25 protein-coding genes, 1 riboswitch and 2 other annotated features are annotated in these 24848 nt (G+C 43.3%); of the genes, 20 read left to right on the forward strand and 5 right to left on the reverse strand.

The window, feature by feature from the left end:
* Nucleotides 1–145 precede the first annotated feature (145 nt).
* From SK608_RS02760 to SK608_RS02770, 3 genes are all read left to right on the forward strand, one after another.
* Nucleotides 146–1324, forward strand: a complete 1179-nt coding sequence (locus SK608_RS02760) for a galactokinase (protein ID WP_033676420.1) — start codon at nt 146–148, stop codon at nt 1322–1324.
* Between the two features lie 18 nt (nt 1325–1342).
* On the forward strand, nt 1343–2824 hold the full coding sequence (locus tag SK608_RS02765; RefSeq protein ID WP_033676421.1) for a UDP-glucose--hexose-1-phosphate uridylyltransferase: 1482 nt from the start codon (nt 1343–1345) through the stop codon (nt 2822–2824).
* 69 nt (nt 2825–2893) lie between these two features.
* On the forward strand, nt 2894–3298 hold the full coding sequence (locus SK608_RS02770) for a PaaI family thioesterase (protein WP_000651198.1): 405 nt from the start codon (nt 2894–2896) through the stop codon (nt 3296–3298).
* A 32-nt stretch (nt 3299–3330) separates the two neighbouring features.
* On the opposite strand, the gene SK608_RS02775 is transcribed toward SK608_RS02770, so the two are convergent.
* The 4 genes from SK608_RS02775 to SK608_RS02790 all read right to left on the reverse strand — a co-directional run bounded on the left by SK608_RS02775 (nt 3331) and on the right by SK608_RS02790 (nt 6948).
* The gene (locus tag SK608_RS02775; RefSeq protein WP_033676423.1) at nt 3331–4593 is read right to left on the reverse strand and encodes a nucleobase:cation symporter-2 family protein; all 1263 of its coding nucleotides are present in this window, start codon (nt 4591–4593) and stop codon (nt 3331–3333) included.
* On the reverse strand, nt 4593–5174 hold the full coding sequence (locus SK608_RS02780) for a xanthine phosphoribosyltransferase (protein ID WP_033676426.1): 582 nt from the start codon (nt 5172–5174) through the stop codon (nt 4593–4595). The genes SK608_RS02775 and SK608_RS02780 overlap by 1 nt, the downstream gene beginning before the upstream one ends.
* 131 nt (nt 5175–5305) lie before the next feature.
* Nucleotides 5306–5401, reverse strand: a riboswitch (purine riboswitch).
* Between the two features lie 321 nt (nt 5402–5722).
* Nucleotides 5723–6109: a bleomycin resistance protein gene (locus tag SK608_RS02785; protein WP_033676428.1), complete on the reverse strand. Its 387-nt coding sequence runs from the start codon at nt 6107–6109 to the stop codon at nt 5723–5725.
* 11 nt (nt 6110–6120) lie between these two features.
* On the reverse strand, nt 6121–6948 hold the full coding sequence (locus tag SK608_RS02790; protein WP_033676430.1) for an exodeoxyribonuclease III: 828 nt from the start codon (nt 6946–6948) through the stop codon (nt 6121–6123).
* A gap of 219 nt (nt 6949–7167) precedes the next feature.
* Between SK608_RS02790 and SK608_RS02795 the strand changes: the two genes are divergently transcribed.
* From SK608_RS02795 to trpA, 17 genes are all read left to right on the forward strand, one after another.
* Entirely contained in the window at nt 7168–8067 is a 900-nt protein-coding gene (locus SK608_RS02795) for a CPBP family intramembrane glutamic endopeptidase (protein ID WP_033676432.1), read from the forward strand.
* Entirely contained in the window at nt 8051–8338 is a 288-nt protein-coding gene (locus tag SK608_RS02800) for an autorepressor SdpR family transcription factor (RefSeq protein WP_000006509.1), read from the forward strand. Before SK608_RS02795 ends, SK608_RS02800 begins: the two co-directional genes overlap by 17 nt.
* On the forward strand, nt 8319–8960 hold the full coding sequence (locus tag SK608_RS02805) for an SdpI family protein (RefSeq protein ID WP_082242398.1): 642 nt from the start codon (nt 8319–8321) through the stop codon (nt 8958–8960). The genes SK608_RS02800 and SK608_RS02805 overlap by 20 nt, the downstream gene beginning before the upstream one ends.
* Before the next feature lie 126 nt (nt 8961–9086).
* On the forward strand, nt 9087–9542 hold the full coding sequence (locus SK608_RS02810) for a DUF3290 family protein (protein ID WP_000675343.1): 456 nt from the start codon (nt 9087–9089) through the stop codon (nt 9540–9542).
* Nucleotides 9539–10174, forward strand: coding sequence for a DUF421 domain-containing protein (locus SK608_RS02815; protein ID WP_000174458.1), 636 nt, complete (start codon nt 9539–9541; stop codon nt 10172–10174). Before SK608_RS02810 ends, SK608_RS02815 begins: the two co-directional genes overlap by 4 nt.
* Before the next feature lie 54 nt (nt 10175–10228).
* Complete coding sequence (locus SK608_RS02820) at nt 10229–11974, forward strand: ABC transporter ATP-binding protein (RefSeq protein ID WP_033676434.1); 1746 nt, start codon at nt 10229–10231, stop codon at nt 11972–11974.
* Entirely contained in the window at nt 11964–13706 is a 1743-nt protein-coding gene (locus tag SK608_RS02825) for an ABC transporter ATP-binding protein (protein ID WP_033676437.1), read from the forward strand. The genes SK608_RS02820 and SK608_RS02825 overlap by 11 nt, the downstream gene beginning before the upstream one ends.
* A 119-nt stretch (nt 13707–13825) precedes the next feature.
* Complete coding sequence (locus tag SK608_RS02830) at nt 13826–14518, forward strand: sugar transferase (protein WP_033676439.1); 693 nt, start codon at nt 13826–13828, stop codon at nt 14516–14518.
* Nucleotides 14519–14560: 42 nt separating this feature from the next.
* Nucleotides 14561–15790, forward strand: a complete 1230-nt coding sequence (locus tag SK608_RS02835; RefSeq protein WP_033676440.1) for a DegT/DnrJ/EryC1/StrS family aminotransferase — start codon at nt 14561–14563, stop codon at nt 15788–15790.
* Between the two features lie 40 nt (nt 15791–15830).
* Nucleotides 15831–16056, forward strand: a binding site (T-box leader).
* 66 nt (nt 16057–16122) lie between these two features.
* On the forward strand, nt 16123–17301 hold the full coding sequence (gene trpB, locus SK608_RS02840; RefSeq protein WP_033676443.1) for a tryptophan synthase subunit beta: 1179 nt from the start codon (nt 16123–16125) through the stop codon (nt 17299–17301).
* Nucleotides 17297–17523, forward strand: a binding site (T-box leader). It overlaps the preceding gene by 5 nt.
* 371 nt (nt 17524–17894) lie before the next feature.
* A complete protein-coding gene (gene trpE, locus SK608_RS02850; protein ID WP_033676445.1) occupies nt 17895–19256 on the forward strand; it encodes an anthranilate synthase component I in 1362 nt (453 codons plus the stop codon).
* Nucleotides 19253–19819, forward strand: a complete 567-nt coding sequence (locus tag SK608_RS02855; RefSeq protein WP_033676448.1) for an aminodeoxychorismate/anthranilate synthase component II — start codon at nt 19253–19255, stop codon at nt 19817–19819. The genes trpE and SK608_RS02855 overlap by 4 nt, the downstream gene beginning before the upstream one ends.
* A gap of 10 nt (nt 19820–19829) precedes the next feature.
* Complete coding sequence (trpD, locus tag SK608_RS02860) at nt 19830–20834, forward strand: anthranilate phosphoribosyltransferase (protein ID WP_033676450.1); 1005 nt, start codon at nt 19830–19832, stop codon at nt 20832–20834.
* Nucleotides 20831–21598, forward strand: a complete 768-nt coding sequence (gene trpC / locus SK608_RS02865; protein ID WP_033676452.1) for an indole-3-glycerol phosphate synthase TrpC — start codon at nt 20831–20833, stop codon at nt 21596–21598. The genes trpD and trpC overlap by 4 nt, the downstream gene beginning before the upstream one ends.
* On the forward strand, nt 21585–22184 hold the full coding sequence (locus SK608_RS02870) for a phosphoribosylanthranilate isomerase (protein WP_033676454.1): 600 nt from the start codon (nt 21585–21587) through the stop codon (nt 22182–22184). Before trpC ends, SK608_RS02870 begins: the two co-directional genes overlap by 14 nt.
* Nucleotides 22162–23385, forward strand: a complete 1224-nt coding sequence (gene trpB, locus SK608_RS02875) for a tryptophan synthase subunit beta (RefSeq protein WP_033676456.1) — start codon at nt 22162–22164, stop codon at nt 23383–23385. Before SK608_RS02870 ends, trpB (SK608_RS02875) begins: the two co-directional genes overlap by 23 nt.
* Nucleotides 23378–24154 (forward strand): tryptophan synthase subunit alpha, encoded by a 777-nt coding sequence (trpA, locus tag SK608_RS02880; protein ID WP_033676459.1) that lies wholly within the window; start codon nt 23378–23380, stop codon nt 24152–24154. The genes trpB (SK608_RS02875) and trpA overlap by 8 nt, the downstream gene beginning before the upstream one ends.
* Here trpA and SK608_RS02885 read toward each other — a convergent pair.
* Nucleotides 24126–24731, reverse strand: coding sequence for a prepilin peptidase (locus SK608_RS02885; protein ID WP_050489911.1), 606 nt, complete (start codon nt 24729–24731; stop codon nt 24126–24128). The two genes, trpA and SK608_RS02885, sit on opposite strands and share 29 nt — an antisense overlap.
* Nucleotides 24732–24848 lie beyond the last annotated feature (117 nt).

Here is a 24848-nt window from a genome sequence, read left to right on the forward strand (position 1 = left end):
TTAGTATATCATATTTTTCTGCTTTTTACCGATAGTTTAGTAAAAGTTTAGTAAAAAGGATTGACCTTGGAAAATCCCTTGGATACAATAGAAGAAAACGATTACACGTTAAGGCGGCTTAACGGACAGTAAAAGGAGAAATCATATGACACAACATCTTACTGCTGAAGCTCTTCGCAAAGACTTTCTTGCCGTTTTTGGTCAAGAAGCAGACCAAACTTTTTTTTCACCAGGTCGTATTAATTTGATTGGTGAACACACAGATTACAACGGTGGGCACGTTTTTCCAGCTGCTATTTCCTTGGGAACTTATGGGGCTGCTCGCAAACGTGATGACCAAGTCTTGCGTTTCTACTCAGCTAACTTTGAGGACAAGGGTATTATCGAAGTGCCTCTCGCTGACCTCAAGTTTGAAAAAGAGCATAACTGGACCAATTATCCAAAAGGAGTTCTTCATTTCTTGCAAGAAGCTGGGCATGTGATTGACAAAGGGTTTGATTTTTATGTTTATGGGAATATCCCAAATGGTGCTGGTTTGTCTTCTTCAGCATCTTTGGAACTTTTGACAGGGGTTGTGGCAGAGCATCTCTTTGATTTAAAATTAGAGCGTCTCGATTTGGTTAAAATCGGAAAACAAACAGAAAATAGCTTTATCGGAGTAAATTCTGGCATTATGGACCAGTTTGCTATCGGTATGGGGGCTGACCAACGTGCTATTTACCTAGATACTAACACTTTAGAGTATGATTTGGTGCCACTTGATTTGAAGGACAATGTTGTTGTTATCATGAACACTAATAAACGCCGTGAATTGGCGGACTCTAAATACAATGAACGTCGTGCTGAGTGTGAAAAAGCAGTGGAAGAATTGCAAGCAGCTTTAGATATTCAGACCTTGGGTGAATTGGATGAGTGGGCCTTTGACCAATACAGCTATCTGATTAAAGATGAAAATCGTTTGAAACGTGCTCGCCATGCTGTGCTTGAAAACCAACGTACCCTTAAAGCGCAAGCAGCCCTTCAAGCAGGAGATTTGGAAACATTTGGTTGTTTGATGAATGCGTCACACGTTTCCCTAGAGCATGACTATGAAGTAACTGGTTTGGAATTGGATACTCTTGTTCATACAGCTTGGGCACAAGAAGGAGTTCTCGGTGCTCGTATGACAGGGGCAGGTTTTGGCGGATGTGCCATTGCTTTGGTGCAAAAAGATGCTGTTGATGCCTTTAAGGAAGCTGTTGGCAAACACTACGAGGAAGTAGTTGGATACGCTCCAAGCTTCTATATCGCTGAAGTTGCAGGTGGCACTCGCGTCCTTGACTAGTCAAAAGGAGGCTCTATAGTGACCTTAGTAGATAAATTTGTAACACATGTCATTTCTGAAAGTTCATTTGAGGAAATGGATCGAATCTACCTGACTAATCGTGTCTTGGCACGAGTGGGAGATGGTGTTTTGGAAGTTGAGACCAATCTGGATAAATTGATTGACCTCAAGGACCAGCTGGTTGAGGAAGCTGTTCGATTAGAGAAAATTGAGGATAGTCAGACTGCGCGTGAAATCCTTGGTGCTGAACTGATGGACTTGGTGACTCCTTGTCCGAGTCAGGTCAATCGTGACTTCTGGGAAACCTATGTCCACTCTCCTGAGCAATCGATAGAGGATTTTTACCAACTCAGTCAGAAGAATGACTACATCAAACTCAAGGCCATTGCTAAAAATATTGCTTATCGTGTTCCATCTGATTACGGTGAACTTGAAATTACCATCAACCTCTCTAAGCCTGAAAAGGATCCGAAAGAGATTGCGGCAGCCAAGTTGGTGCAAGCTAGTAATTATCCTCAGTGTCAGCTTTGTCTAGAGAATGAGGGCTTCCATGGTCGAGTTAACCACCCAGCTCGCAGCAACCACCGGATTATCCGTTTTGAAATGGCTGGTCAGGAATGGGGCTTCCAGTATTCGCCCTATGCTTACTTTAATGAGCACTGTATTTTCTTAGACGGTCAGCATCGCCCCATGGCCATTAGTCGTCAGAGTTTTGAGCGTCTGCTAGCTATCGTAGAGCAGTTTCCAGGCTATTTTGCTGGCTCTAATGCCGACTTGCCGATTGTGGGGGGCTCTATTCTAACTCATGATCACTATCAGGGAGGCCGTCATGTATTTCCTATGGAATTGGCTCCCTTGCAAAAGACTTTCTCTTTTACTGGTTTTGAGCAGGTCAAGGCTGGAATTGTCAAGTGGCCCATGTCAGTGTTGCGTTTGACTTCGGATTCCAAAGAAGATTTGATCAACTTAGCTGACAAGATTTTGCAGGAATGGCGCCAGTATTCAGATCCTGCAGTGCAGATTTTGGCTGAGACTGATGGGACACCGCATCATACCATCACACCCATTGCCCGTAAACGCGATGGCCAGTTTGAGTTGGACTTAGTCTTGCGGGACAATCAGACTTCTGCAGAACATCCTGATGGCATCTATCATCCCCACAAGGATGTCCAACATATCAAGAAGGAAAATATCGGCTTGATTGAGGTCATGGGCTTGGCAATCTTGCCACCACGTCTGAAAGAAGAAGTGGAGCAAGTCGCTAGCTATCTCGTGGGAGAAGCTGTTACAGTTTCCGATTATCATCAGGAATGGGCAGACCAACTTAGAGCCCAATATCCAGCTCTAACAGATAAAGAAAAAGCCCTTGAAATCGTCAAGGACTCTGTGGGTAAAATTTTTGCACGTGTTTTGGAGGATGCAGGAGTTTACAAGCAAACGGAACAAGGACAGGCAGCCTTTATGAGCTTTGTAGAACAGGTCGGAATTTTGCCAGACTAGGAGCTTTCTCCTTGCACAGTCCTATAAAAAGTAGTATCATAGTGTCGTTTGAAATATCAGGAGGAAACGATGAAAGATTTTCATTTTGACGCTATATCTGCCTTTGAAAATTACGAAATTGAAAAAATGAGAGATGGTCACGTTGTGGTGACGACGAAAGTGGTGGACTCGTCGCTCAACTATTATGGCAATGCCCATGGTGGCTATCTCTTTACCCTTTGTGACCAGATTAGTGGTTTGGTGGTTATCTCGCTGGGGCTTGATGGGGTGACACTCCAATCCTCTATCAACTACCTCAAGGCTGGAAAACTCGACGATGTGTTGACCATTAAAGGAGAATGCGTCCATCAAGGTCGTACAACCTGTGTAGTGGATGTCGATATCACCAATCAAGAAGGCAGAAACGTCTGCAAAGCAACCTTTACCATGTTTGTCACAGGCCAGCGGTCAGAAGACAGACAGGTAAGGATATAGAGAAACAAAAAAGAGGTTCACACCTCTTTTTCTCATTTCTTTTTATGATTTAATACTGCATTGAGGACAATGGCGAGTAGGCTGGCTACGACGATTCCGTTTGAGAAGAACATTTGGAAGGCTGTTGGCATGTTGACAAAGAGATTACTGTTGTTGAGTCCGACACCTGCAGCGATTGATACAGCTGCTATAAGGAAGTTGTGTTCATTGTTAGCAAAGTCAACACGGGAGAGGATTTGCATCCCTTGAATCGATACAAAACCAAACATCACCAGCATGGCACCACCGAGGACAGGGCTCGGAATGATTTGGGCAAGGGCGCCAAACTTAGGAAGGAGTCCAAGGAGAACCAGGAAACCAGCCGCGTAGTAGATTGGAAGACGAGTCTTGATACCTGATAATTTAACCAAACCAACGTTTTGTGAAAATCCTGTGTAAGGGAAGGTGTTAAAGATTCCTCCGAGAAGTACGGCCAAACCTTCTGCGCGGTAACCGTTGCGCAGGCGTGTGCTGTCGATCGGATCTTTTGTGATATCAGACAAGGCTAGGTAAACACCGGTTGACTCAACCATAGATACCGTTGCGATGATACACATCATGACAATCGATGAGATTTCAAAGGTTGGCATCCCAAAGTAGAGGGGAGTTGGGACATGGACAAGTGGTGCTGCCGCAACAGGAGAGAAATCAACCAAGCCCATGCTAGCAGCAATGGCAGTTCCAACAACCAGACCAATCAAAATAGAGATAGACTTGATAAATCCTTTGGTAAAGATGTTAATCAAGAGGATAATCACAACGGTAATAGCTGCAAGCAGAAGACTTTGACCAGTTGGCTCTGGAACGTTATTTCCCATATTTCCAATAGCTACAGGAATCAAGGTTAAACCAATCGTGGTAATAACAGATCCTGTTACGATAGATGGGAAGAGATTGGCCACTTTTGAGAAGATGCCTGAAACAAGAACCACGTAAATACCTGATGCGATGAGGGCACCAAACATAGCACCACTACCATGGCTTTGTCCAATCATAATCAAGGGAGCTACCGACTGGAAGGCAACTCCAAGAACGACTGGGAGTCCAATCCCAAAGTATTTGTTGAGTTGGAGTTGGAGGAAGGTTGCCACCCCACACATGAAGATATCTGTGGAAATCAGGTAGGTCAACTGCTCAACTGAATAGCCAAGGGCTGTCGCAATCATGATGGGAACCAGGATGGATCCTGAGTACATAGCTAGTAAGTGTTGCAAGCCAAGAACGGCTGCTTGCGAATGTTTTTCTTGAGTTTGCATTAGAGATCTGCCTCCTTAAAAATAACTTGACCATTTTCAAAACGGTCCAAACGAGCGAGTGATAAGACAGGATAGCCTGCTTTTTCAAGCAAATCACGGCCATCTTGGAAAGATTTTTCAATCACAATACCGATAGCTTCGACTGTGGCACCAGCTTGTTCGATGATTTGAATCAAGCCTTTGGCAGCTTGGCCGTTAGCAAGGAAATCGTCGATAATCAAAACCTTGTCCTCTGGTGAGAGGAATTTTCCAGCGATAGAAACGGTGCTGGTTACCTGCTTGGTAAAGGAGTAAACTTCGGCAGTTAAGATTCCTTCGTTCATAGTGATGTTTTTAGCTTTTTTAGCGAAAATCATGGGAACGTTTAAGGCTTCAGCTGTAAAAACGGCTGGGGCAATACCAGACGCTTCAATGGTTACGACCTTGGTAATACCAGTAGAAGCAAATTTTTCCGCAAAAACCTTACCAATCTCTCGCATCAAGCTAAAGTCAACTTGGTGGGTTAAAAAGGAATCCACCTTGAGGATGTTATCACCCAAGATACGCCCATCCTTGAGGATGCGCTCTTCTAATAATTTCATAAGACCTCCTAAAGTCTAAAAGCCAATCCATTTGCTTGTTTCTGATCCTTAACTAGAAAAAACTAATAGAAAAAAGGACCTACTTAATCTCTAAGCAAGTCCCCAAAATAGGCATGGCAAAAAAGACCATCCCCTCAAGCTAACTTACTTATTGTTAGGTGTTCCGGCACCTTGTAGAAACGTCGTGCCAATTCACGACATAAACAAGTAAAATGATATTTAATTTTAAATAGGCTTGAGCCAATGTTTTTATTTTACACTAAATAACTTTAGAAATCAAATGTTTTATTAGTGTTTTGGTTTTAAAAACGAACAAAATGAAGAAAAATAGACAAATTTTCAATTGTAAGCTAACATTTGTACTCAATGAAAATCAAAGAGCAAAGTAGGAAGCTAGCCGCAGGCTGTACTTGAGTACGGTAAGGCGACGCTGACGTGGTTTGAATTTGATTTTCGAAGAGTATTAGAAGATTTTTTCATCATAAAAGACATATTATCAAGTTTCTTCAAGACCTGACAATATGCCTTTTTCTTCAGTCTTTATGTTTCTATTCGCTAAATCTTAAAAAATAGCCATCTGGATCCAAAACTGCAAATTCATGAGGATATATAAAGCTATCTCCTACTCGAAATTCTCTTTTTGTCAGGGGACGATGGATAGGATAGTCAGCTTCCAGCAGTTTTTGGTGGAGCTGAGGAACATCTGCAATGCCAAAGGAAATATTGACACCGCACCCGAAAGGATAGGTCAGCTGAGCTAATTCTTCTGCGCTGCCTTCTTCTAGCATAAGTTGGCAGTCTTCAAGCGAGAGGAAGAGAAATTTCTCCTCTGGACGCTCGTATTCGACAGAGAATCCTAGCAGGTCGCAGTAGAAGTGGCGTGATTTTTCGATGTCAGATACTACAAATTCAGGAATGACAGCTTGATAGTCCATTCGCTTTCTCCTTAGAGTTCAATCTCCATGACAATGGGTGTGTGGTCTTGGCGAGCACCTGAGTCAATCATATCAGATTTAGTGACCTTGTCAGCCACGCGGTTGCTTGTCAGCCAGTAGTCGATTCTCCAGCCTGTATTGTTGATTTTAGAAGTCTTGCTGCGCTGTGCCCACCAAGTGTAGCGTTCTGGAACATCGCCGTGAACATGACGGAAAGTATCGGTAAATCCAGTTGCCAAGAGGTTGGTAAATCCAGCACGTTCCTCGTCTGTAAATCCTGGTGAACGGCGGTTGCTGGCAGGATTTGCAAGGTCGATTTCATTGTGGGCTACATTGTAGTCACCGGTTGCAAGGACTGGTTTTTCTTTGTCTAATTCAGCCAAGTACTCAGCATATTTGACATCCCAGACTTGGCGTTCTTCCAAGCGTTTGAGACCATCGCCAGCGTTTGGAGTGTAAACTTGCGTTACGAAAAAATCATCAAATTCTAGCGTGATGATACGGCCTTCCAAGTCCATGGTAGAAGGGGCACCGATTTCTGGGAAGCTGATAGTTGGTGTGAGTTCTTTCTTGTAGAGGAACATGGTACCAGCATAGCCTTTACGGGCAGGTTCTTGAGAAGAGCGCCACGTGTTTTCGTAGCCTGGGAAGAGTTCTTCTAAAATTTCCAAGTGTTTCTTTGTAGGCCCTTTGGCAGAAAGCTTGGTTTCTTGGATAGCAATGACATCAGCATTTTCAGCGACCAAGGTTTGTAGGACTTCTTGGGACAATTTAGCACGAGCTGTGTCACTCGTTAGGGCAGCATTGAGGGAATCAATATTCCATGAGATAAGTTTCATAAAGTTACCTTTTTCATTCAGATTATAGATTTTATTATACCAAAAAAAGGTCTATTTCCCCAACGTATGGTTTGAAAACTACTCTTTAGACTTTATCCTGAGAAAATAAAAATTTCCTAAACTATTTAGAAAAAAATCTAAATAGATCTTGTGTTTAGAATGGAAAGGTGTATAATGTTATTTAGAAAAACATCTAAATAGAAAGTGAAGTGTACAAATATGTCAAATAAGAGAACAAGCCTTCTCTTTGTAGTCTTGGCTTATGCCCTTGCTTGGATAATATGGTTGGCACTATGGCTAAGTGGTGTTGGTCTAAATTCTCCATGGAGTCAACTTGCTAGTATTGTAGCCATGTGGATGCCTGCACTTGCAGTCTTTATTTTAGGGAAAATCACGAATCAACCTAGTGGAATCAAATTTAAATTAGTTGTGAATCTCAAGAGGAACTGGCGCTTTTACTTACTAGCTATCTGGTTACCAGCAGTCATCAGTTTTTTAGGAGCGGGACTTTATTTTCTTGTATTCCCTAGCAATTTCAGCCTTGGTTTTGAATCTATTCAAGCCATCTTACAAGAAAAAGGTGTCTCTCAATCAGCCATTCCCTTATCTTTCTTGGCCTTGATTCAAATCTTAGCTAGTTTGACCTACGCTCCTTTTCTTAATAGTTTCTTTGCATTGGGGGAGGAAATTGGTTGGCGTGGCTATCTTTACCCAGCTCTAAGAGGACGCTTTTCAATAGTCCAGACTCATGTCTTGCTTGCTCTCATTTGGAGTCTATGGCATTTACCAATCAATTTACAAGGCTATAATTATGGAATATCTTATTTTGCTTATCCTGTTTTGGGAGTTGTCGCCATGTTTCTATTTTGTTTTAGCCTAGGAATATTGTTAAGCTGGTTGTTGGAAAAGACAGGCTCTATCTGGGCTTCAGCCCTATTTCATGGGGCAATCAATGCAACTGCAGGTCTTGGGTTACTCTTCCAATTACCAGGAGAAAAAGTTTCAAGCCTCTTGATTTTAGGCCCATCACCGACCGGAATGCTATCAGTTCTACCTTGCTTATTCCTAGCCCTACTAATATTACAAAGGGAAAGGAGTCATTATGAGTTTTGCAAATAGTTTTAAAGCTTTATCTCATCCAGTTAGGAGAGAGATTTTAAATTTACTCAAAGCAGGTAGATTATCTGCAGGAGAAATTGCCAGTCAATTCGAGTTGACAGGTGCAACTATTTCACACCATCTCACGATTTTGAAAGCAGCGGATTTGATTCATGAAATGAAAGAAAAAAACTTTATTTATTATGAGTTAAATACATCGGTTTTAGAGGATATAATGGTTTGGCTAGCAGATCTGAAAGGAGATCATTTTGATGAAGATAAAAATCAATAAGAAATTGGTATTATTTACGAGCATTCTCATCCTACTACCTTCCCTTGTAGGTTGTGTTTTCTGGAATCAATTACCAGAGGAGATACCCACTCATTTTAATCTACTGGGGCAAGCGGATGGCTACAATCATAAAATGTCTGCTATCTTTGGATTACCTACTCTCATGCTTTTGATGCATTGGTTGCTTCTATTTTTAATGATTAAGGATCCTAAATCTAGCAATATCAGTTCAAAAATACAAGTTTTGATTTACTGGATTATTCCCTTTGTATCTTGTCTATTAATGATTTCTATCTTCGGAGAATCTTTGGGTTATTCCATGATGAGTGGGCTACTAGCTCAGATTTTTATGGGAGTCGTGATGATCGTAATTGGAAATTATCTACCAAAAACACACCGAAATTATATAATCGGTATTCGACTACCGTGGACCTTGGAGAATGATGAAAACTGGAGAAAAACGCATCGTCTAGCTGGAAAAATTTGGGTATTAGGAGGATTGTTATTGTTTCTAAATTCCTTTGTTCAACTATATGTTTACTGGGTGTTTTTCTTGACACTTCTACTTGTGGTGTTGATGCCTGGTGTTTATTCATATCAATTATCAAAATCAGAATCTTGAAATAGCTACTGGAGTCATTAGTTTGAGAAGTTGGTCTGATAAGTCCATTTCCCCAACGTATGGCTTGAAAAATCACTCTCTTTCGTTTATAATTAAGAATGATTTTATGAAAGGGAGTGAAAATAAATGAAATTTTACTCATATGACTATGTACTTAGCCAAATCAGTCAGCAAAATGGAATGATGATTGGCTTTGGGATTGTGCTCCTAGCTATCACAGGATTTTTTGCTTTTAAAGCCTATCGAGATAAAAAGGGGACTAAGTTTCGGGAATTGGTCATGATTTTGGCCTTGACCTTGGTGGCCATGCTTTTGGTGACAATCTCAAAATACCAGACCAATCAAGCCTCTAACAACCAATTTCAAACTTCACTTCATTTCATAGAGGTTGTTTCCAAAGACTTGGGAGTGGATAAATCAGAAGTTTATGTCAATACTTCTGCAGCCACTGATGGAGCACTTATCAAGGTAGGTTCAAATTTCTATCGTGCCATGAACGGGAGCCAACCAGACAAGTATCTTTTAGAGAAATTAGAATTGCATCAAACAGACGCTATTGAATTGGTGGAGGTAAACAAATGACACTCAATTATATGGAAATTTTAATCAAACTGGCCTTGGGTCTTTTCTCGCTTGTTTTTGTTATCAATGTGACAGGAAAGGGAAATCTGGCGCCTAACTCTGCGACAGACCAAATTCAGAACTATGTTCTCGGTGGTATTATCGGTGGGGTGATTTACAATAGTTCTATTAGCATTCTCCAGTACGCAGTGATTTTGATGATGTGGACGATTTTGGTTTTGACCCTCAAGTGGCTTAGTAACAATGTTCATTTTGTCAAACGCTTGATTGATGGTAAGCCAACTCTCCTCATCAAAAATGGTCAGATTGACCCAGAAGCCTGTCGTTCAGTTGGTTTGTCTGCAGCGGAAGTAGCCCTCAAACTTCGTAGCCAAGGAATTTTCCAGATGAAGCAGGTCAAACGAGCTGTGCAGGAGCAAAATGGCCAACTCATCGTGGTCCAAATGGGAGATGAAAATCCTAAGTATCCAGTTGTGACTGACGGTGTGATACAAGTCGATGTTTTGGAGTCGATTGGTCGTAACGAAGAGTGGTTGCTTGATAACCTCAGCAAGCAAGGGCATGACAATGTAGCCAATATCTTTATCGCTGAGTATGACAAGGGTGCGGTCACAGTCGTAACCTATGAATAAGAAAAACCTGGGGTCTTGGCCTCAGGTTTCTATTTGCAATCAGAAAGGGATGTTATGTCCATTATTCAAAAACTTTGGTGGTTTTTCAAGTTAGAAAAACGCCGTTATTTAGTCGGGATTGTGGCTCTGGTCTTGGTTTCCGTCCTCAACCTCATTCCCCCAATGGTTATGGGGAGGGTCATTGATGCCATCACATCGGGGCAATTAACCCAGCAGGACCTCCTTCTTGCCCTATTTTACTTGCTTCTTTCAGCCTTTGGGATGTACTATCTGCGCTATGTTTGGCGTATGTATATCCTTGGGACTTCCTACCGTTTGGGACAGATTATGCGCTCTCGCTTATTTGAACATTTCACAAAAATGTCTCCAGCTTTTTATCAAACCTACCGGACGGGGGACCTGATGGCACACGCAACCAATGATATCAATGCCCTAACGCGTCTGGCAGGGGGTGGTGTTATGTCTGCCGTGGATGCCTCTATCACGGCTTTAGTGACCTTGATGACCATGCTCTTTAGCATTTCATGGCAAATGACCTTGGTTGCCATTCTACCCCTGCCTTTCATGGCTTATGCGACCAGTCGTCTAGGGAGAAAGACCCACAAGGCTTTTGGCGAATCACAGGCTGCCTTTTCTGAACTCAATAACAAGGTGCAGGAGTCTGTATCAGGTATCAAAGTGACCAAGTCTTTCGGTTACCAGGCGGACGAGCTCAAGTCCTTTCAGACAGTCAATGAATTGACCTTCCAAAAGAACCTGCAAACCATGAAATACGATAGTCTCTTTGACCCTATGGTTCTCTTATTTGTTGGTTCCTCCTATGTTTTAACGCTCTTGGTAGGCTCCTTGATGGTTCAGAAAGGGCAAATTACGGTTGGTAATCTGGTCACTTTTATCAGTTATTTGGATATGCTGGTTTGGCCTCTTATGGCCATCGGCTTCCTCTTTAATATTACTCAGCGAGGGAAAGTTTCCTACCAGCGGATTGAGGAACTTTTGTCTCAGGAATCACCTGTACAAGACCCTGAGTTTCCTCTAGACAGTATTGAAAATGGGCGCTTGCAGTATGCCATTGATAGTTTTGCATTTGAAAATGAGGAAACACTGACAAATGTTCACTTTAGTTTGGAAAAAGGGCAAACATTGGGATTAGTTGGTCAGACAGGCTCTGGGAAAACGTCCTTGATTAAACTCCTCTTGCGTGAATACGATGTGGATAAGGGAGCCATTTATCTAAACGGTCACGATATTCGTGACTACCGTTTGACAGACCTTCGTAGTCTCATGGGCTACGTCCCTCAGGACCAGTTTCTCTTTGCGACTTCAATTTTAGATAATATCCGCTTTGGCAATCCTAACTTGCCCCTTTCAGCGGTCGAGGAAGCGACGAAGCTAGCTCAAGTTTACCAAGACATTGTAGACATGCCTCAAGGATTTGATACGTTGATTGGTGAAAAAGGAGTCAGTCTTTCTGGTGGTCAAAAGCAGCGTCTGGCCATGAGTCGGGCGATGATTTTAGACCCTGATATCTTGATTTTGGATGATTCTTTGTCGGCCGTGGATGCCAAGACAGAGTATGCGATTATCGACAACCTCAAGGAGACGCGAAAGGACAAGACAACCATTATTACGGCTCATCGCCTGAGTGCAGTTGTCCATGCAGATTTGATTTTAGTCCTGCAAAATGGTCAAATCATCGAACGAGGCAGACACGAAGACTTGCTAGCTTTGGATGGCTGGTATGCTCAAACCTACCAGTCTCAGCAGCTGGAAATGAAAGGAGAAGAAGATGCAGAATAAACAAGAACAATGGACTGTATTGAAGCGCTTGATGTCTTATCTCAAGCCTTACGGCCTCCTGACCTTTTTGGCACTCAGCTTTCTCCTAGCGACGACGGTCATCAAAAGTGTCATTCCCCTTGTGGCTTCCCACTTTATCGACCAGTATCTCAGCAATTTTAACCAGCTCGCTGTGACCGTTTTGCTGGTCTACTATGGCCTTTATATCCTACAAACTCTGGTTCAGTATGTCGGAAATCTTCTCTTTGCACGGGTGTCCTACAGTATTGTCAGAGATATTCGTCGCGATGCCTTTGCCAATATGGAGAAGCTGGGCATGTCTTACTTTGACAAGACGCCAGCAGGCTCTATTGTCTCTCGTTTGACAAATGACACCGAGACTATTAGTGATATGTTTTCAGGGATTTTATCCAGCTTTATTTCAGCAGTTTTCATCTTTCTGACAACCCTTTATACCATGTTGGTGTTGGATTTTCGTTTGACAGCATTAGTCTTGCTCTTTCTCCCCTTGATTTTCCTTTTGGTCAGTCTCTATCGGAAAAAATCAGTGAAAATCATTGAGAAAACCAGAAGTCTCTTGTCAGATATCAATAGCAAGCTGGCTGAAAACATCGAGGGAATCAGAATAATCCAGGCCTTTAATCAAGAGAAGCGCCTACAGTCAGAGTTTGATGAAATCAACCAAGAACACTTGGTCTATGCCAACCGTTCTGTAGCCTTGGATGCCCTCTTTTTGCGCCCTGCCATGAGTTTGCTGAAACTTCTAGGCTATGCTGTCTTGATGGCCTATTTTGGCTATCGTGGACTTTATCTGGGAATAACGGCAGGAACCATGTATGCCTTTATCCAGTACATCAATCGTCTCTTTGATCCCTTGATTGAAGTGACGCAAAACTTTTCAACCCTGCAAACGTCTATGGTTTCTGCAGGTCGTGTCTTTGCCTTGATTGACGAGAGGACCTATGAGCCTCATCAAAAAAATGGGCAGGCTAAAGTCAAAGAAGGCAATATCCAGTTTGAACATGTGTGCTTCTCATATGATGGCAAACATCCGATTCTGGATGACATTTCTTTCTCTGTTAATAAGGGTGAAACCATAGCTTTTGTAGGGCATACAGGTTCTGGGAAATCTTCGATTATCAATGTCCTCATGCGCTTTTATGAATTCCAGTCAGGGCGAGTTCTCTTGGATGATGTGGATATCAGGAACTACAGTCAGGAAGAGCTGAGAAAAAACATCGGTCTGGTCTTGCAGGATCCCTTCCTCTATCATGGGACCATTAAGTCCAATATCGCCATGTACCAAGAGATCAGTGATGACCAGGTCCAGGCTGCAGCAGCCTTCGTGGATGCAGATTCCTTTATTCAAGAACTTCCTCAGGGTTATGATTCCCCTGTTTCTGAGCGTGGTTCGAGCTTCTCTACTGGTCAGCGTCAGCTTCTTGCTTTTGCTAGAACAGTCGCCAGTCAGCCTAAAATTCTGATTTTGGATGAAGCGACAGCCAATATTGACTCTGAAACAGAAAGTCTGGTTCAAGCTTCTCTGGCTAAGATGAGACAGGGGCGAACAACCATTGCCATTGCTCACCGTCTTTCTACTATCCAAGACGCCAACTGTATCTACGTATTGGACAAGGGGCGCATTATCGAGAGTGGAACCCATGAGGAACTCTTGGCTTTGGGTGGAACCTACCACAAGATGTATAGCTTGCAGGCCGGGGTCATGTCCTAATACTTTTTAGTATAAGAAGGAAATCCTTCAAATTACAGATTTCTTTCACCGCCTTTTCCATTTTGTGGTATAATGAAAAATGTTGACAAATAGTATAATAAAAACAAAGGAGAAACAGCATGCTGAAATGGGAAGACTTGCCCGTGGAAATGAAATCAAGCGAGGTTGAGTCTTACTACCAGCTTGTCTCTAAAAGGAAGGGTTCGCTGATTTTCAAGCGTTGTTTGGACTGGGTTTTGGCCTTGGTTGTACTGGTTCTGACCTCTCCCATCTTTCTCATCTTGAGCATTTGGATCAAGTTGGATAGCAAGGGGCCAGTTATTTACAAGCAAGAGCGCGTGACCCAGTATAACCGTCGGTTCAAGATTTGGAAGTTCCGTACCATGGTGACGGATGCGGATAAAAAAGGAAGTCTGGTGACTTCTGCTAACGATAGTCGTATAACCAAGGTTGGTAATTTCATCCGCCGTGTGCGTTTGGACGAACTGCCTCAGTTGGTCAATGTTCTTAAAGGTGAGATGTCCTTTGTAGGGACGCGTCCTGAAGTGCCTCGTTACACAGAGCAGTATAGCCCTGAAATGATGGCAACCTTGCTTTTACCAGCAGGGATTACCTCTCCAGCCAGCATCAACTACAAGGATGAGGACACTATTATCAGTCAAATGACGGAGAAAGGTCTGTCGGTTGACCAAGCCTATGTCGAACACGTCCTTCCTGAAAAGATGCGCTATAACCTTTCTTATCTCCGAGAATTTAGTTTCCTTGGAGACATCAAAATCATGTTTCAAACCGTGTTTGAAGTGCTAAAATAAAGTAGTCATAAGAAAATGAGTACAGACAAAAGGAGCAAATCAATGCCAAATTACAATATTCCATTTTCACCACCCGATATCACCGAAGCTGAAATTGCTGAAGTAGCGGATACCCTGCGTTCTGGTTGGATTACAACAGGTCCTAAGACAAAAGAACTGGAGCGTCGCTTGTCTCAATACACACAGACGCCCAAGACTGTCTGTCTTAACTCTGCGACTGCCGCGCTTGAGTTGATTTTACGTGTGCTTGAAGTGGGTCCTGGAGATGAAGTCATCGTTCCAGCTATGACTTATACAGCTTCATGTAGTGTCATCACTCACGTAGGGGCGACCCCTGTCATGGTGGATATCCAAGCAGATACTTTTGAAATGGACTATGACTTGCTTGAGCAAGCTATCACTGAAAAGACTAAAGTGATTATCCCAGTAGAACTTGCAGGGATTGTTTGCGATTATGACCGTTTGTTCCAAGTTGTGGAGAAGAAACGCGACCTTTTTGCTGCTTCAAGCAAGTGGCAACAGGCCTTTAACCGTATCGTGATTGTCTCTGATAGTGCCCACGCTTTGGGATCAACTTACAAGGGTCAACCGGCTGGTTCTATCGCTGACTTTACTTCCTTCTCATTCCACGCCGTTAAGAACTTTACAACTGCAGAAGGTGGAAGTGCCACTTGGAAAGCCAATCCAGCGATTGATGACGAAGAAATGTACAAGGAATTCCAAATTCTTTCCCTTCACGGACAAACTAAGGATGCCCTTGCTAAGATGCAACTGGGCTCATGGGAATACGATATCGTTACACCAGCCTACAAGTGCAACATGACTGATATCATGGCTTCACTTGGTTTGGTACAATTGGACCGCTATCCTGGTTTACTACAACGTCGTAAGGACATTGTGGACCGCTATGATCGAGGTTTTGCAGGTTCTCGCATTCGTCCATTGGCACACAAGACTGATAGTGTCGAATCTTCACGCCACCTCTACATCACCCATGTAGAAGGAGCAAGCCTAGAAGAACGCAACCTCATCATCCAAGAATTGGCCAAAGCAGGAATTGCAAGTAACGTACACTATAAACCGCTTCCACTCTTAACAGCCTATAAGAATCTTGGCTTTGATATGGCGAATTATCCTAAGGCCTATGCCTTCTTTGAAAATGAAATTACGCTCCCTCTTCACACTAAATTAAGCGATGAAGAAGTGGACTATATCATTGAGACTTTCAAAACAGTTTCTGAAAAAGTGCTAGCTTTATCAAAAAAATCGTAAAAAAGTCTTGACAAAGAAAAAACAAAGTATTAAAATAAGTTCAACAAATCAGAAAAGTAACTATTTTTGATCTTCAGGGAGCCTGTGGTGATTGTGAACAGGTGGTTGGAAGTAGTGAAAGTGGGCTGATTTTAAAAATGAATTTGAAACAATGAAAATTCGGTGCGCACACCTTACAGTGCAACTTGTTGTTAGACAAGACAGAGATGTAAAGGGGAATAGTCCCTTTATAATTGAGGTGGCACCGCGTTACCAACGCCCTCACATGGAAGTATATTCTGTGTGTGGGCTTTTTTCATATCTTGAAATCAATACAGAAAGAGGAAAATTTTATGACAACTAAAGGTTATTTTGGACAATTTGGTGGTAGTTTCGTACCGGAGCCGATTCAGGCTTTGTTGGATGAGTTGGAAGTGACTTTTGAAAAATACAAGGATGATCCAGAGTTTTTGGCAGAATTTCGTCATTACTTGAAGGACTATTCAGGTCGTGAAACACCGCTCTATTTTGCGGAAAGTTTGACAGAACACCTAGGTGGAGCTAAGATTTATCTCAAACGTGAAGATCTTAACCACCTTGGTTCTCACAAGCTCAACAATGTTTTAGGACAAATTCTTTTGGCCAAACGTATGGGCAAAAAACGAGTGATTGCAGAAACAGGAGCTGGTCAGCACGGTGTTGCGACAGCAGCGGCTGCAGCCAAGTTTGGGATGGCCTGTGATGTCTACATGGGAGCAGAGGATGTGGAACGTCAACGTCTCAATGTTTTCCGTATGGAGATGATGGGAGCAACTGTTCACGCAGTTGAAACGGGGACACGAACTCTCAAGGATGCGGTCGATGCAGCCTTTGGAGCATGGATGAATGACCTTGAAGCCTTCTATGTTCTGGGATCTGCTGTAGGTCCTCACCCATATCCTACAATTGTCCACGAGTTCCAAAAGGTCATCAGTGAAGAATCTCGCCGTCAAATCTTAGAAAAAGAAGGTCGTTTACCAGACTACGTTATTGCCTGTGTAGGTGGTGGCTCTAATGCCATCGGTGCTTTTTCTCAGTATGTGGCTGATGAAGAAGTTAAATTGGTTGGGGTTGAAGCTGCTGGTCACGGACTTGATACAGACAAGCACGCAGCTACTATGACAAAAGGTAGTATCGGAATTGTTGATGGTATGAAGACTTATGCAGTCTTTAAGGAAGATGGAGAACTAGCTCCAGTTTACTCTATCTCAGCTGGATTGGACTATCCAGGGGTTGGCCCAGAACACGCCTACTTCAAAGATTCAGGTCGCGTAGAATATGTTGCAGCGACGGATGAAGAAGCTGTTCAGGCTCTCCTCCTTCTCAGCAAGACTGAAGGAATTATCCCGGCGATTGAAAGTTCGCACGCTATCGCAGAAGCAGTTAAACGTGCACCGAAACTAAGTAAAGACGACATTATCATCATCAATGTCTCTGGTCGTGGAGACAAGGATGTAGCTGCAATTGCGGACTACCTAGAAGCTAAAAAATAATAGATGGAAAAATTACAGTCTTTTCTCTCACAGAGAGCTTGTGGTTGCTGGAAACAAGCAGAGAAAGCTGTAAGGTTGGGGCCATCTGAAACGAGAGAAGAAAACATAATTCTCAAGGGAGTGCCCTTTATCGCACAGCCTGTTACAGAATCTTTCTAAGACAGGAATGAGAGATAGGAGAAATCCTATAATTGAGGTGGCACCGCGAATTTCGTCCTCACGCAAGTTATTTTGCGTGGGGATTTTTATATATTTACCGCAGATATTGCGATTAATTTTTTAAATATTTTCAATAAATAGGTCGTTATAGAATATTTACGAACGAAGTGAGTTTCTAAAAGCTATTTCCCGCCATAGTGGTATCCTAGAGAAGCAAAGATGCTTCTCTAGGACGGAATTTTTGAGAGTAAAATAGTTCGGGGAACTATTTTAGCCTGAGCCTAGAAATGAATGAGCGAGGAGCTCAAAAATTAGGTCTTTCATTTAATGGATTTCTAAAATCATCCACTGGATAATTTTACCTCCCGTCCGCACTATTTAAGGGAAATAGAAAAAGATAAAAAATTAAAAAAAGGAACTGAAAGGGAAATACAATGGAACGAATCATTCATGGAGATGTCTTATCACCAATCTTGGCTTATATGCGCCTACAGGGGCAACACAAGGTTATTTTAGAAAGTATTCCGAGAGACAAGGAAACAGCTCGTTTTTCTATCTTAGCCTATAATCCAGTTTTTGAGATTAAGTTTGAAAATGGAGTTCTTTATCAAAATGGTCAAGAGATTGATCAGGATCCCTTAGATTTCCTTTATGAAGTGACTCATAAGAGCCAGCACCATTCAGATCTACCTTTTGGTGGTGGGGCAATTGGTTTTGTTGGTTACGATATGATTTCGCTTTATGAAGAAATTGGTCAAATCCCTGAGGATACAATTGGAACGCCAGACATGCATTTCTTCGTCTATGAGAGTTACATGGTCTTTGACCACAAGAAGGAGAAAATCCATGTCATCGAGGATACTCTCTATAGTGAGCGAAGTCAAGAAGACTTGGAAGAAGCCTTGAATCAAGTGCTTGAGGAATTACGCATTCCTGCTCCAAATGAATTTGAAGACTTGGATCTATCTCCGTTAGACTTCAAACCCCATATCGCTCCTCAGAAGTTTGAGGAAATGGTGGAAACAGCTCGTGACTTGATTCGTAATGGCGATATGTTCCAATGCGTGCTCAGTCAGCGCTTCTCAGCAGAAGTTACTGGAAATCCATTTGACTTCTACAGAAATCTCCGCGTGACTAATCCTTCTAATTACCTTTATTTCTATGACTTTGGGGATTATCAAATCATCGGTGCCAGTCCAGAAAGTTTGGTTTCTGTCAAAAATGGCATCGTGACAACCAATCCGATTGCAGGGACACGACCAAGAGGAGCTACGGATGAAGAAGACAAGGCTTTGGCGACAGACCTACTTTCGGATGAGAAGGAAACAGCAGAACATAGGATGTTGGTAGACTTGGGACGTAACGATATTGGCCGCATTTCTGAAACGGCCAGTGTCCAAGTCACTAAGTATATGGAAGTGGAGCTCTTCCGTTATGTCATGCATTTGACCAGTGTGGTCAAGGGGCGTTTGCTTCCAGAACTCACTGCCATGGATGCCTTGAAAGCAACACTTCCAGCTGGAACAGTGTCAGGAGCACCTAAGATTCGAGCGATGAGACGCATCTATGAACTGGAAACAGAAAAACGGGGCGTATACGCAGGAGCAATCGGCTACTTGTCTGCGACGGGTGATATGGATTTTGCCATTGCCATCCGAACTATGATTCTCAAAAATCAAACAGCCTATGTGCAGGCTGGGGCAGGGATTGTCTATGACTCCATCGCCCAAAACGAATACCAAGAAACCATTAACAAAGCTAAATCTATGACTAGAATTGGAGAACTAAGACCATGATTTTATTGATTGACAACTATGATTCTTTTACCTATAACTTGGCGCAGTACATTGGGAATTTTGCAGAAGTGCAGGTTTTGAGAAATGATGATCCCAAGCTGTATGAAGAAGCTGAAAAAGCAGATGGTCTGGTCTTTTCTCCTGGTCCTGGTTGGCCAGTTGATGCTGGAAAGATGGAAGACATGATTCGTGATTTTGCTGGCAAGAAGCCGATTTTAGGGATTTGTTTGGGTCACCAAGCCATTGCAGAAGTCTTTGGTGGTAAGTTAGGTTTGGCTCCCAAAGTCATGCATGGGAAACAGAGCAATATCCGCTTTGAAGCGCCATCTGTTTTGTATCAAGGCATTGAGGATGGACGTGCGGTCATGCGTTACCACAGTATTTTAATTGAGGAAATGCCAGAAGAATTTGAAGTGACAGCTCGTTCGACTGATGACCAAGCCATCATGGGGATTCAACACAAAAACCTACCGATTTATGGCTTCCAGTACCATCCAGAGAGTATCGGAACGCCAGATGGCTTGTCTTCTATTCGGAATTTTATCGAGAAGGTTGTAAAGTGAGGAAACTAGGATGAAAGAGATTATTGAAAAACTAGCAAAATTTGAAAATTTATCAGGTGTGGAAATGACGGATGTCATTGAGCGTATCGTAACTGGGCGTGTAACGGAAGCGCAGATTGCTTCTCTCCTTTTGGCTCTTAAGATGAAGGGGGAAACACCTGAAGAACGCACAGCCATTGCCCAAGTCATGAGAGGGCATGCCCAACATATTCCAACTGAAATTCATGATGCCATGGACAACTGTGGTACAGGTGGGGACAAGTCTTTCAGCTTTAACATCTCCACAACTGCAGCCTTTGTCTTGGCTGGTGGTGGTGTTCACATGGCCAAACATGGTAACCGCTCGATTTCTTCTAAATCTGGTTCTGCAGATGTCCTAGAAGCCTTGGGCATCAACCTAGACCTCAAACCAGCTGAACTAGGTAAGGTCTTTGATAAAACTGGCATCGTCTTTCTCTTTGCTAAAAATATGCACCCAGCAATGAAATACATCATGCCAGCTCGTTTGGAATTGGGAATTCCAACGATCATGAACTTGACTGGTCCACTGATTCACCCAATGGCTTTGGAAACACAGCTTCTTGGAATTAGTCGTCCAGAACTTCTAGAAAGTACAGCTCAGGTTTTGAAAAACATGGGTCGTAAACGTGCCATCGTGGTTGCTGGGCCAGAAGGATTGGATGAAGCTGGTTTGAATGGAACAACCAAGATTGCACTTCTTGAGAATGGCGAAATCACCTTGTCAAGCTTTACTCCAGAGGATTTGGGGATGGAGCGCTACGCTATCGAAGATATCCGTGGTGGCAATGCTCAGGAAAATGCAGAAATTTTGCTCAGCGTTCTTAAAAATGAACCAAGTCCATTCTTGGAAACGACAGTTTTAAATGCTGGTCTTGGTTTCTATGCTAATGGTAAGGTAGATAATATCAAGGATGGAGTTGCCTTAGCTCGTCAAGTCATTGCTAGTGGCAAGGCTCTTGAAAAACTCAGACTGTTACAGGAGTACCAAAAATGAGTCAGGAATTTTTAGCACGAATCTTGGAGCAAAAGGCGCGTGAGGTTGAGCAGATGGAGCTGGAGGAAATCCAGCCCCTGCGCCAGACCTATCGCTTGGCTGACTTTTTGAAAAATCATCAAGACCGCTTGCAGGTAATCGCTGAAGTCAAGAAAGCTAGCCCTAGTCTGGGAGATATCAATCTCGATGTGGATATTGTGCAACAGGCCCAGACTTATGAAGCGAACGGCGCAGTGATGATTTCGGTTTTGACAGATGAGGTTTTCTTTAAAGGACATTTGGATTATCTGCGGGAGATTTCCAGTCAGGTAAACATTCCGACACTCAACAAGGACTTTATCATCGATGAAAAGCAAATCATCCGTGCCCGCAATGCAGGTGCAACAGTCATCCTGCTCATTGTGGCAGCCTTGTCCGAAGAACGCCTCAAGGAACTGTATGACTATGCGACAGAACTTGGTCTGGAAGTCTTGGTGGAAACTCACAATCTAGCTGAACTAGAGGTGGCCCACAGACTTGGCGCCCAGATTATCGGGGTCAATAACCGCAACTTGACCACCTTTGAAGTTGACTTGCAGACCAGTGTAGATTTGGCTAAACATTTCAAGGATGCTTGCTTCTACATTTCCGAATCTGCTATTTTCACAGGGCAGGATGCGGAACGAGTAGCGCCATACTTTAACGGAATTTTAGTAGGGACAGCTCTCATGCAGGCAGAAGATGTAGCTCAGAGAATCAAGGAGTTGCAGATTGACAAAGGTTAAAATTTGTGGACTATCGACCAAAGAAGCGGTGGAAACAGCCGTTTCAGCAGGAGCAGACTACATCGGTTTTGTCTTTGCACCTAGTAAAAGACAGGTGACCTTGGATCAGGCTGCTGAGTTGGCAAAGCTCATTCCTGCAGATGTGAAAAAGGTTGGTGTATTTGTTTCACCAAGTCGGGCAGAACTGCTAGAAGTCATTGACAAAGTTGGCTTGGACTTGGTTCAAGTTCACGGTCAGGTGGCAGATGATTTATTTGAGAATTTGCCTTGTGCTAGCATTCAGGCTGTGCAGGTGGATGGAGAGGGTCATGTGCCCAATTCTCAGGCAGACTATCTCCTCTTTGATGCTCCTGTGGCAGGGAGTGGCCAGACCTTTGACTGGGCTCAACTGGATACGATTGGACTAACTCAGCCTTTCTTTATCGCAGGTGGGCTTAATGAAGATAATGTTGTAAAAGCAATTCAACACTTTACTCCCTATGCAGTAGATGTATCAAGCGGAGTGGAGACAGATGGACAAAAAGATCATGAAAAGATTAGAAGATTTATAGAGAGGGCAAAGAATGGCATATCAAGAACCAAATAAAGATGGATTTTACGGAAAATTCGGCGGACGTTTCGTCCCAGAAACATTGATGACAGCAGTTTTGGAGTTGGAGAAGGCTTATCGTGAAAGTCAGGCAGATCCAAGTTTCCAAGAGGAATTAAACCAACTCTTACGCCAGTATGTGGGACGTGAAACTCCGCTTTACTATGCAAAAAATTTGACTCAGCATATCGGCGGAGCCAAGATTTATCTTAAACGTGAAGACCTCAACCATACAGGTGCCCATAAGATTAACAATGCCTTGGGACAAGTTTTGCTTGCTAAACGCATGGGTAAAAAGAAAATTATCGCTGAAACAGGTGCTGGTCAGCACGGTGTGGCCACTGCAACTGCTGCAGCCCTCTTTAACATGGAATGTACCATCTACATGGGTGAGGAAGATGTTAAACGCCAAGCCCTCAATGTCTTCCGTATGGAGCTTTTGGGAGCTAAGGTTGAGGCAGTGACAGACGGTTCGCGCGTGCTCAAGGATGCGGTCAATGCAGCCCTTCGTTCATGGGTAGCAAATATCGATGATACCCACTATATCCTTGGTTCTGCCTTGGGACCTCATCCATTCCCAGAAATCGTTCGTGACTTCCAAAGCGTTATTGGTCGAGAAGCTAAACAACAGTACCGTGACTTGACAGGTCAAGATCTGCCAGATGCCCTAGTGGCCTGTGTTGGTGGTGGTTCTAATGCTATCGGGCTCTTCCATCCCTTTGTAGAAGATGAGTCAGTAGCCATGTATGGAGCTGAAGCGGCTGGACTTGGTGTGGATACGGAGCACCATGCAGCTACCTTGACCAAGGGTCGTCCGGGTGTTCTTCACGGTTCTCTCATGGATGTGCTCCAAGATGCCCATGGTCAAATTCTTGAAGCCTTCTCTATCTCAGCAGGTTTGGACTATCCTGGTATCGGTCCTGAACATTCTCACTACCACGATATCAAACGTGCCAGCTATGTTCCTGTGACTGACGAGGAAGCCTTGGAAGGATTCCAACTCTTGTCTCGTGTGGAAGGGATTATCCCAGCCTTGGAATCTAGCCATGCCATCGCCTTTGCGGTGAAATTGGCCAAAGAACTTGGACCAGACAAATCCATGATTGTCTGTCTATCAGGTCGTGGGGACAAGGATGTGGTTCAAGTCAAGGACCGCTTAGAAGCAGATGCAGTAAAGAAGGGAGAAGCTCATGCCTAAGACACTAACAGAAAAATTGAATGCTATAAAAGCAACTGGAAAAGGAATTTTCGTTCCCTATATCATGGCTGGTGACCATGAAAAAGGTTTGGATGGACTCGCTGAAACAATCCACTTTTTAGAAGATTTGGGTGTCTCTGCCATTGAAGTGGGCATTCCCTTTTCAGATCCAGTTGCAGATGGACCCGTGATCGAAGAAGCAGGCTTGCGCAGTCTAGCTAGCGGAACTTCTACCCAGGCTTTGGTTGAAACCTTGAAAACCATTCAAACAGAAGTTCCGCTTGTCATTATGACCTACTTCAACCCTCTCTTTCAGTACGGTGTGGAGAACTTTGTCAAAGATTTGGCAGATACAGCAGTTAAGGGCTTGATTATTCCAGATCTGCCTCATGAGCATGCTAACTTTGTGGAGCCTTATTTGGCAGATACAGACATTGCCTTGATTCCCCTAGTTAGTTTGACTACAGGAATTGAGCGCCAAAAAGAGTTGATCAAGGGGGCAGAAGGCTTCGTCTATGCCGTTGCCATCAATGGGGTGACAGGAAAATCAGGAAATTACCGTGCAGATTTGGACAAGCACTTGGCACAATTGCATCAAGTGGCCGACATCCCCGTCTTGACAGGTTTTGGCGTATCTAGTCAAGCCGATGTAGAACGCTTCAATGCGGTGTCAGATGGCGTTATCGTCGGTTCAAAAATCGTAAAAGCTCTCCACCAAGGAGAGCCGATTCAGGACTTTATCAAACAAGCAGTAGCTTACCAAAAATAATCACACAAGCAGCGAGTAAGAGGAAAGGCACGAAAGGAAGTCTTTCCTTTTTCTTTTGCAGGAGAAAGGCCAGAATGCCCGTCGCAGAAGCAAACTGAATCAAGATCAGTAATTCGGTCGGGCTAAAGACGAGAGCGCAAGAAGCAAGAAAGAGAAAATCCCCTGCGCCCATGCGGATATCGATAAAATGAGCCAAAATTCCAAGAACAAGGAAGAAGACCATGACCAGATTCCAACCAGAGGAAGCCATGAGGATTAGGTGGAAAGTCATCCAGACCAGTAAGGGATATTCCTGATGGCGAAAGTCGTAGATACCCAAGGTCAAGCCAGCAGTGATTAGGATGACTTGACCCAAGGAAAGTAATTCCCAAGAGTAAAGCAGAAAGATGAGTCCTAAGCCTAGTTCAAAGAGGACATACCAGACAGGATAAGTAGCCTTGCAGTAGCGACAGCAAAAGCGATTGAAGACCTGCGAGAGAATCGGAATCAAATCTAAGGGACGCAAGCGAGTCTGACAGGAATCGCAGTGACTAGCAGGTTGGATAATGGATTGCTCTGGAAAACGGTCAATGACCAAACCAAGAAAGGAAGCGAGAATACTCCCGACAAGAAAAAATAAAAATCAATCATACTTATCTATTCGTAAAAAATGGGAGAAGTAGTATAATGTAGAAACATAGATAAGATGGGGAGG

This window comes from Streptococcus mitis subsp. hohhotensis (genome assembly GCF_000722775.1).
In the GTDB taxonomy this organism is placed as follows: domain Bacteria; phylum Bacillota; class Bacilli; order Lactobacillales; family Streptococcaceae; genus Streptococcus; species Streptococcus carlssonii.

What these genes read in the sequence shown, in the direction of transcription:
- SK608_RS02855 (WP_033676448.1), top strand. Translation starts at nt 19,253, where the DNA reads ATGATTTTATTGATTGACAACTATGATTCTTTTACCTATAACTTGGCG.
- trpE (WP_033676445.1), top strand. Translation starts at nt 17,895, where the DNA reads ATGGAACGAATCATTCATGGAGATGTCTTATCACCAATCTTGGCTTAT.
- trpB (WP_033676443.1), top strand. Translation starts at nt 16,123, where the DNA reads ATGACAACTAAAGGTTATTTTGGACAATTTGGTGGTAGTTTCGTACCG.
- SK608_RS02830 (WP_033676439.1), top strand. Translation starts at nt 13,826, where the DNA reads ATGCTGAAATGGGAAGACTTGCCCGTGGAAATGAAATCAAGCGAGGTT.
- trpA (WP_033676459.1), top strand. Translation starts at nt 23,378, where the DNA reads ATGCCTAAGACACTAACAGAAAAATTGAATGCTATAAAAGCAACTGGA.
- SK608_RS02785 (WP_033676428.1), bottom strand. Translation starts at nt 6,109, where the DNA reads ATGGACTATCAAGCTGTCATTCCTGAATTTGTAGTATCTGACATCGAA.
- SK608_RS02805 (WP_082242398.1), top strand. Translation starts at nt 8,319, where the DNA reads ATGAAGATAAAAATCAATAAGAAATTGGTATTATTTACGAGCATTCTC.
- trpB (WP_033676456.1), top strand. Translation starts at nt 22,162, where the DNA reads ATGGCATATCAAGAACCAAATAAAGATGGATTTTACGGAAAATTCGGC.
- SK608_RS02815 (WP_000174458.1), top strand. Translation starts at nt 9,539, where the DNA reads ATGACACTCAATTATATGGAAATTTTAATCAAACTGGCCTTGGGTCTT.
- SK608_RS02825 (WP_033676437.1), top strand. Translation starts at nt 11,964, where the DNA reads ATGCAGAATAAACAAGAACAATGGACTGTATTGAAGCGCTTGATGTCT.
- trpC (WP_033676452.1), top strand. Translation starts at nt 20,831, where the DNA reads ATGAGTCAGGAATTTTTAGCACGAATCTTGGAGCAAAAGGCGCGTGAG.
- SK608_RS02790 (WP_033676430.1), bottom strand. Translation starts at nt 6,948, where the DNA reads ATGAAACTTATCTCATGGAATATTGATTCCCTCAATGCTGCCCTAACG.
- SK608_RS02820 (WP_033676434.1), top strand. Translation starts at nt 10,229, where the DNA reads ATGTCCATTATTCAAAAACTTTGGTGGTTTTTCAAGTTAGAAAAACGC.
- SK608_RS02780 (WP_033676426.1), bottom strand. Translation starts at nt 5,174, where the DNA reads ATGAAATTATTAGAAGAGCGCATCCTCAAGGATGGGCGTATCTTGGGT.
- SK608_RS02795 (WP_033676432.1), top strand. Translation starts at nt 7,168, where the DNA reads ATGTCAAATAAGAGAACAAGCCTTCTCTTTGTAGTCTTGGCTTATGCC.
- trpD (WP_033676450.1), top strand. Translation starts at nt 19,830, where the DNA reads ATGAAAGAGATTATTGAAAAACTAGCAAAATTTGAAAATTTATCAGGT.
- SK608_RS02810 (WP_000675343.1), top strand. Translation starts at nt 9,087, where the DNA reads ATGAAATTTTACTCATATGACTATGTACTTAGCCAAATCAGTCAGCAA.
- SK608_RS02775 (WP_033676423.1), bottom strand. Translation starts at nt 4,593, where the DNA reads ATGCAAACTCAAGAAAAACATTCGCAAGCAGCCGTTCTTGGCTTGCAA.
- SK608_RS02770 (WP_000651198.1), top strand. Translation starts at nt 2,894, where the DNA reads ATGAAAGATTTTCATTTTGACGCTATATCTGCCTTTGAAAATTACGAA.
- SK608_RS02760 (WP_033676420.1), top strand. Translation starts at nt 146, where the DNA reads ATGACACAACATCTTACTGCTGAAGCTCTTCGCAAAGACTTTCTTGCC.
- SK608_RS02835 (WP_033676440.1), top strand. Translation starts at nt 14,561, where the DNA reads ATGCCAAATTACAATATTCCATTTTCACCACCCGATATCACCGAAGCT.
- SK608_RS02800 (WP_000006509.1), top strand. Translation starts at nt 8,051, where the DNA reads ATGAGTTTTGCAAATAGTTTTAAAGCTTTATCTCATCCAGTTAGGAGA.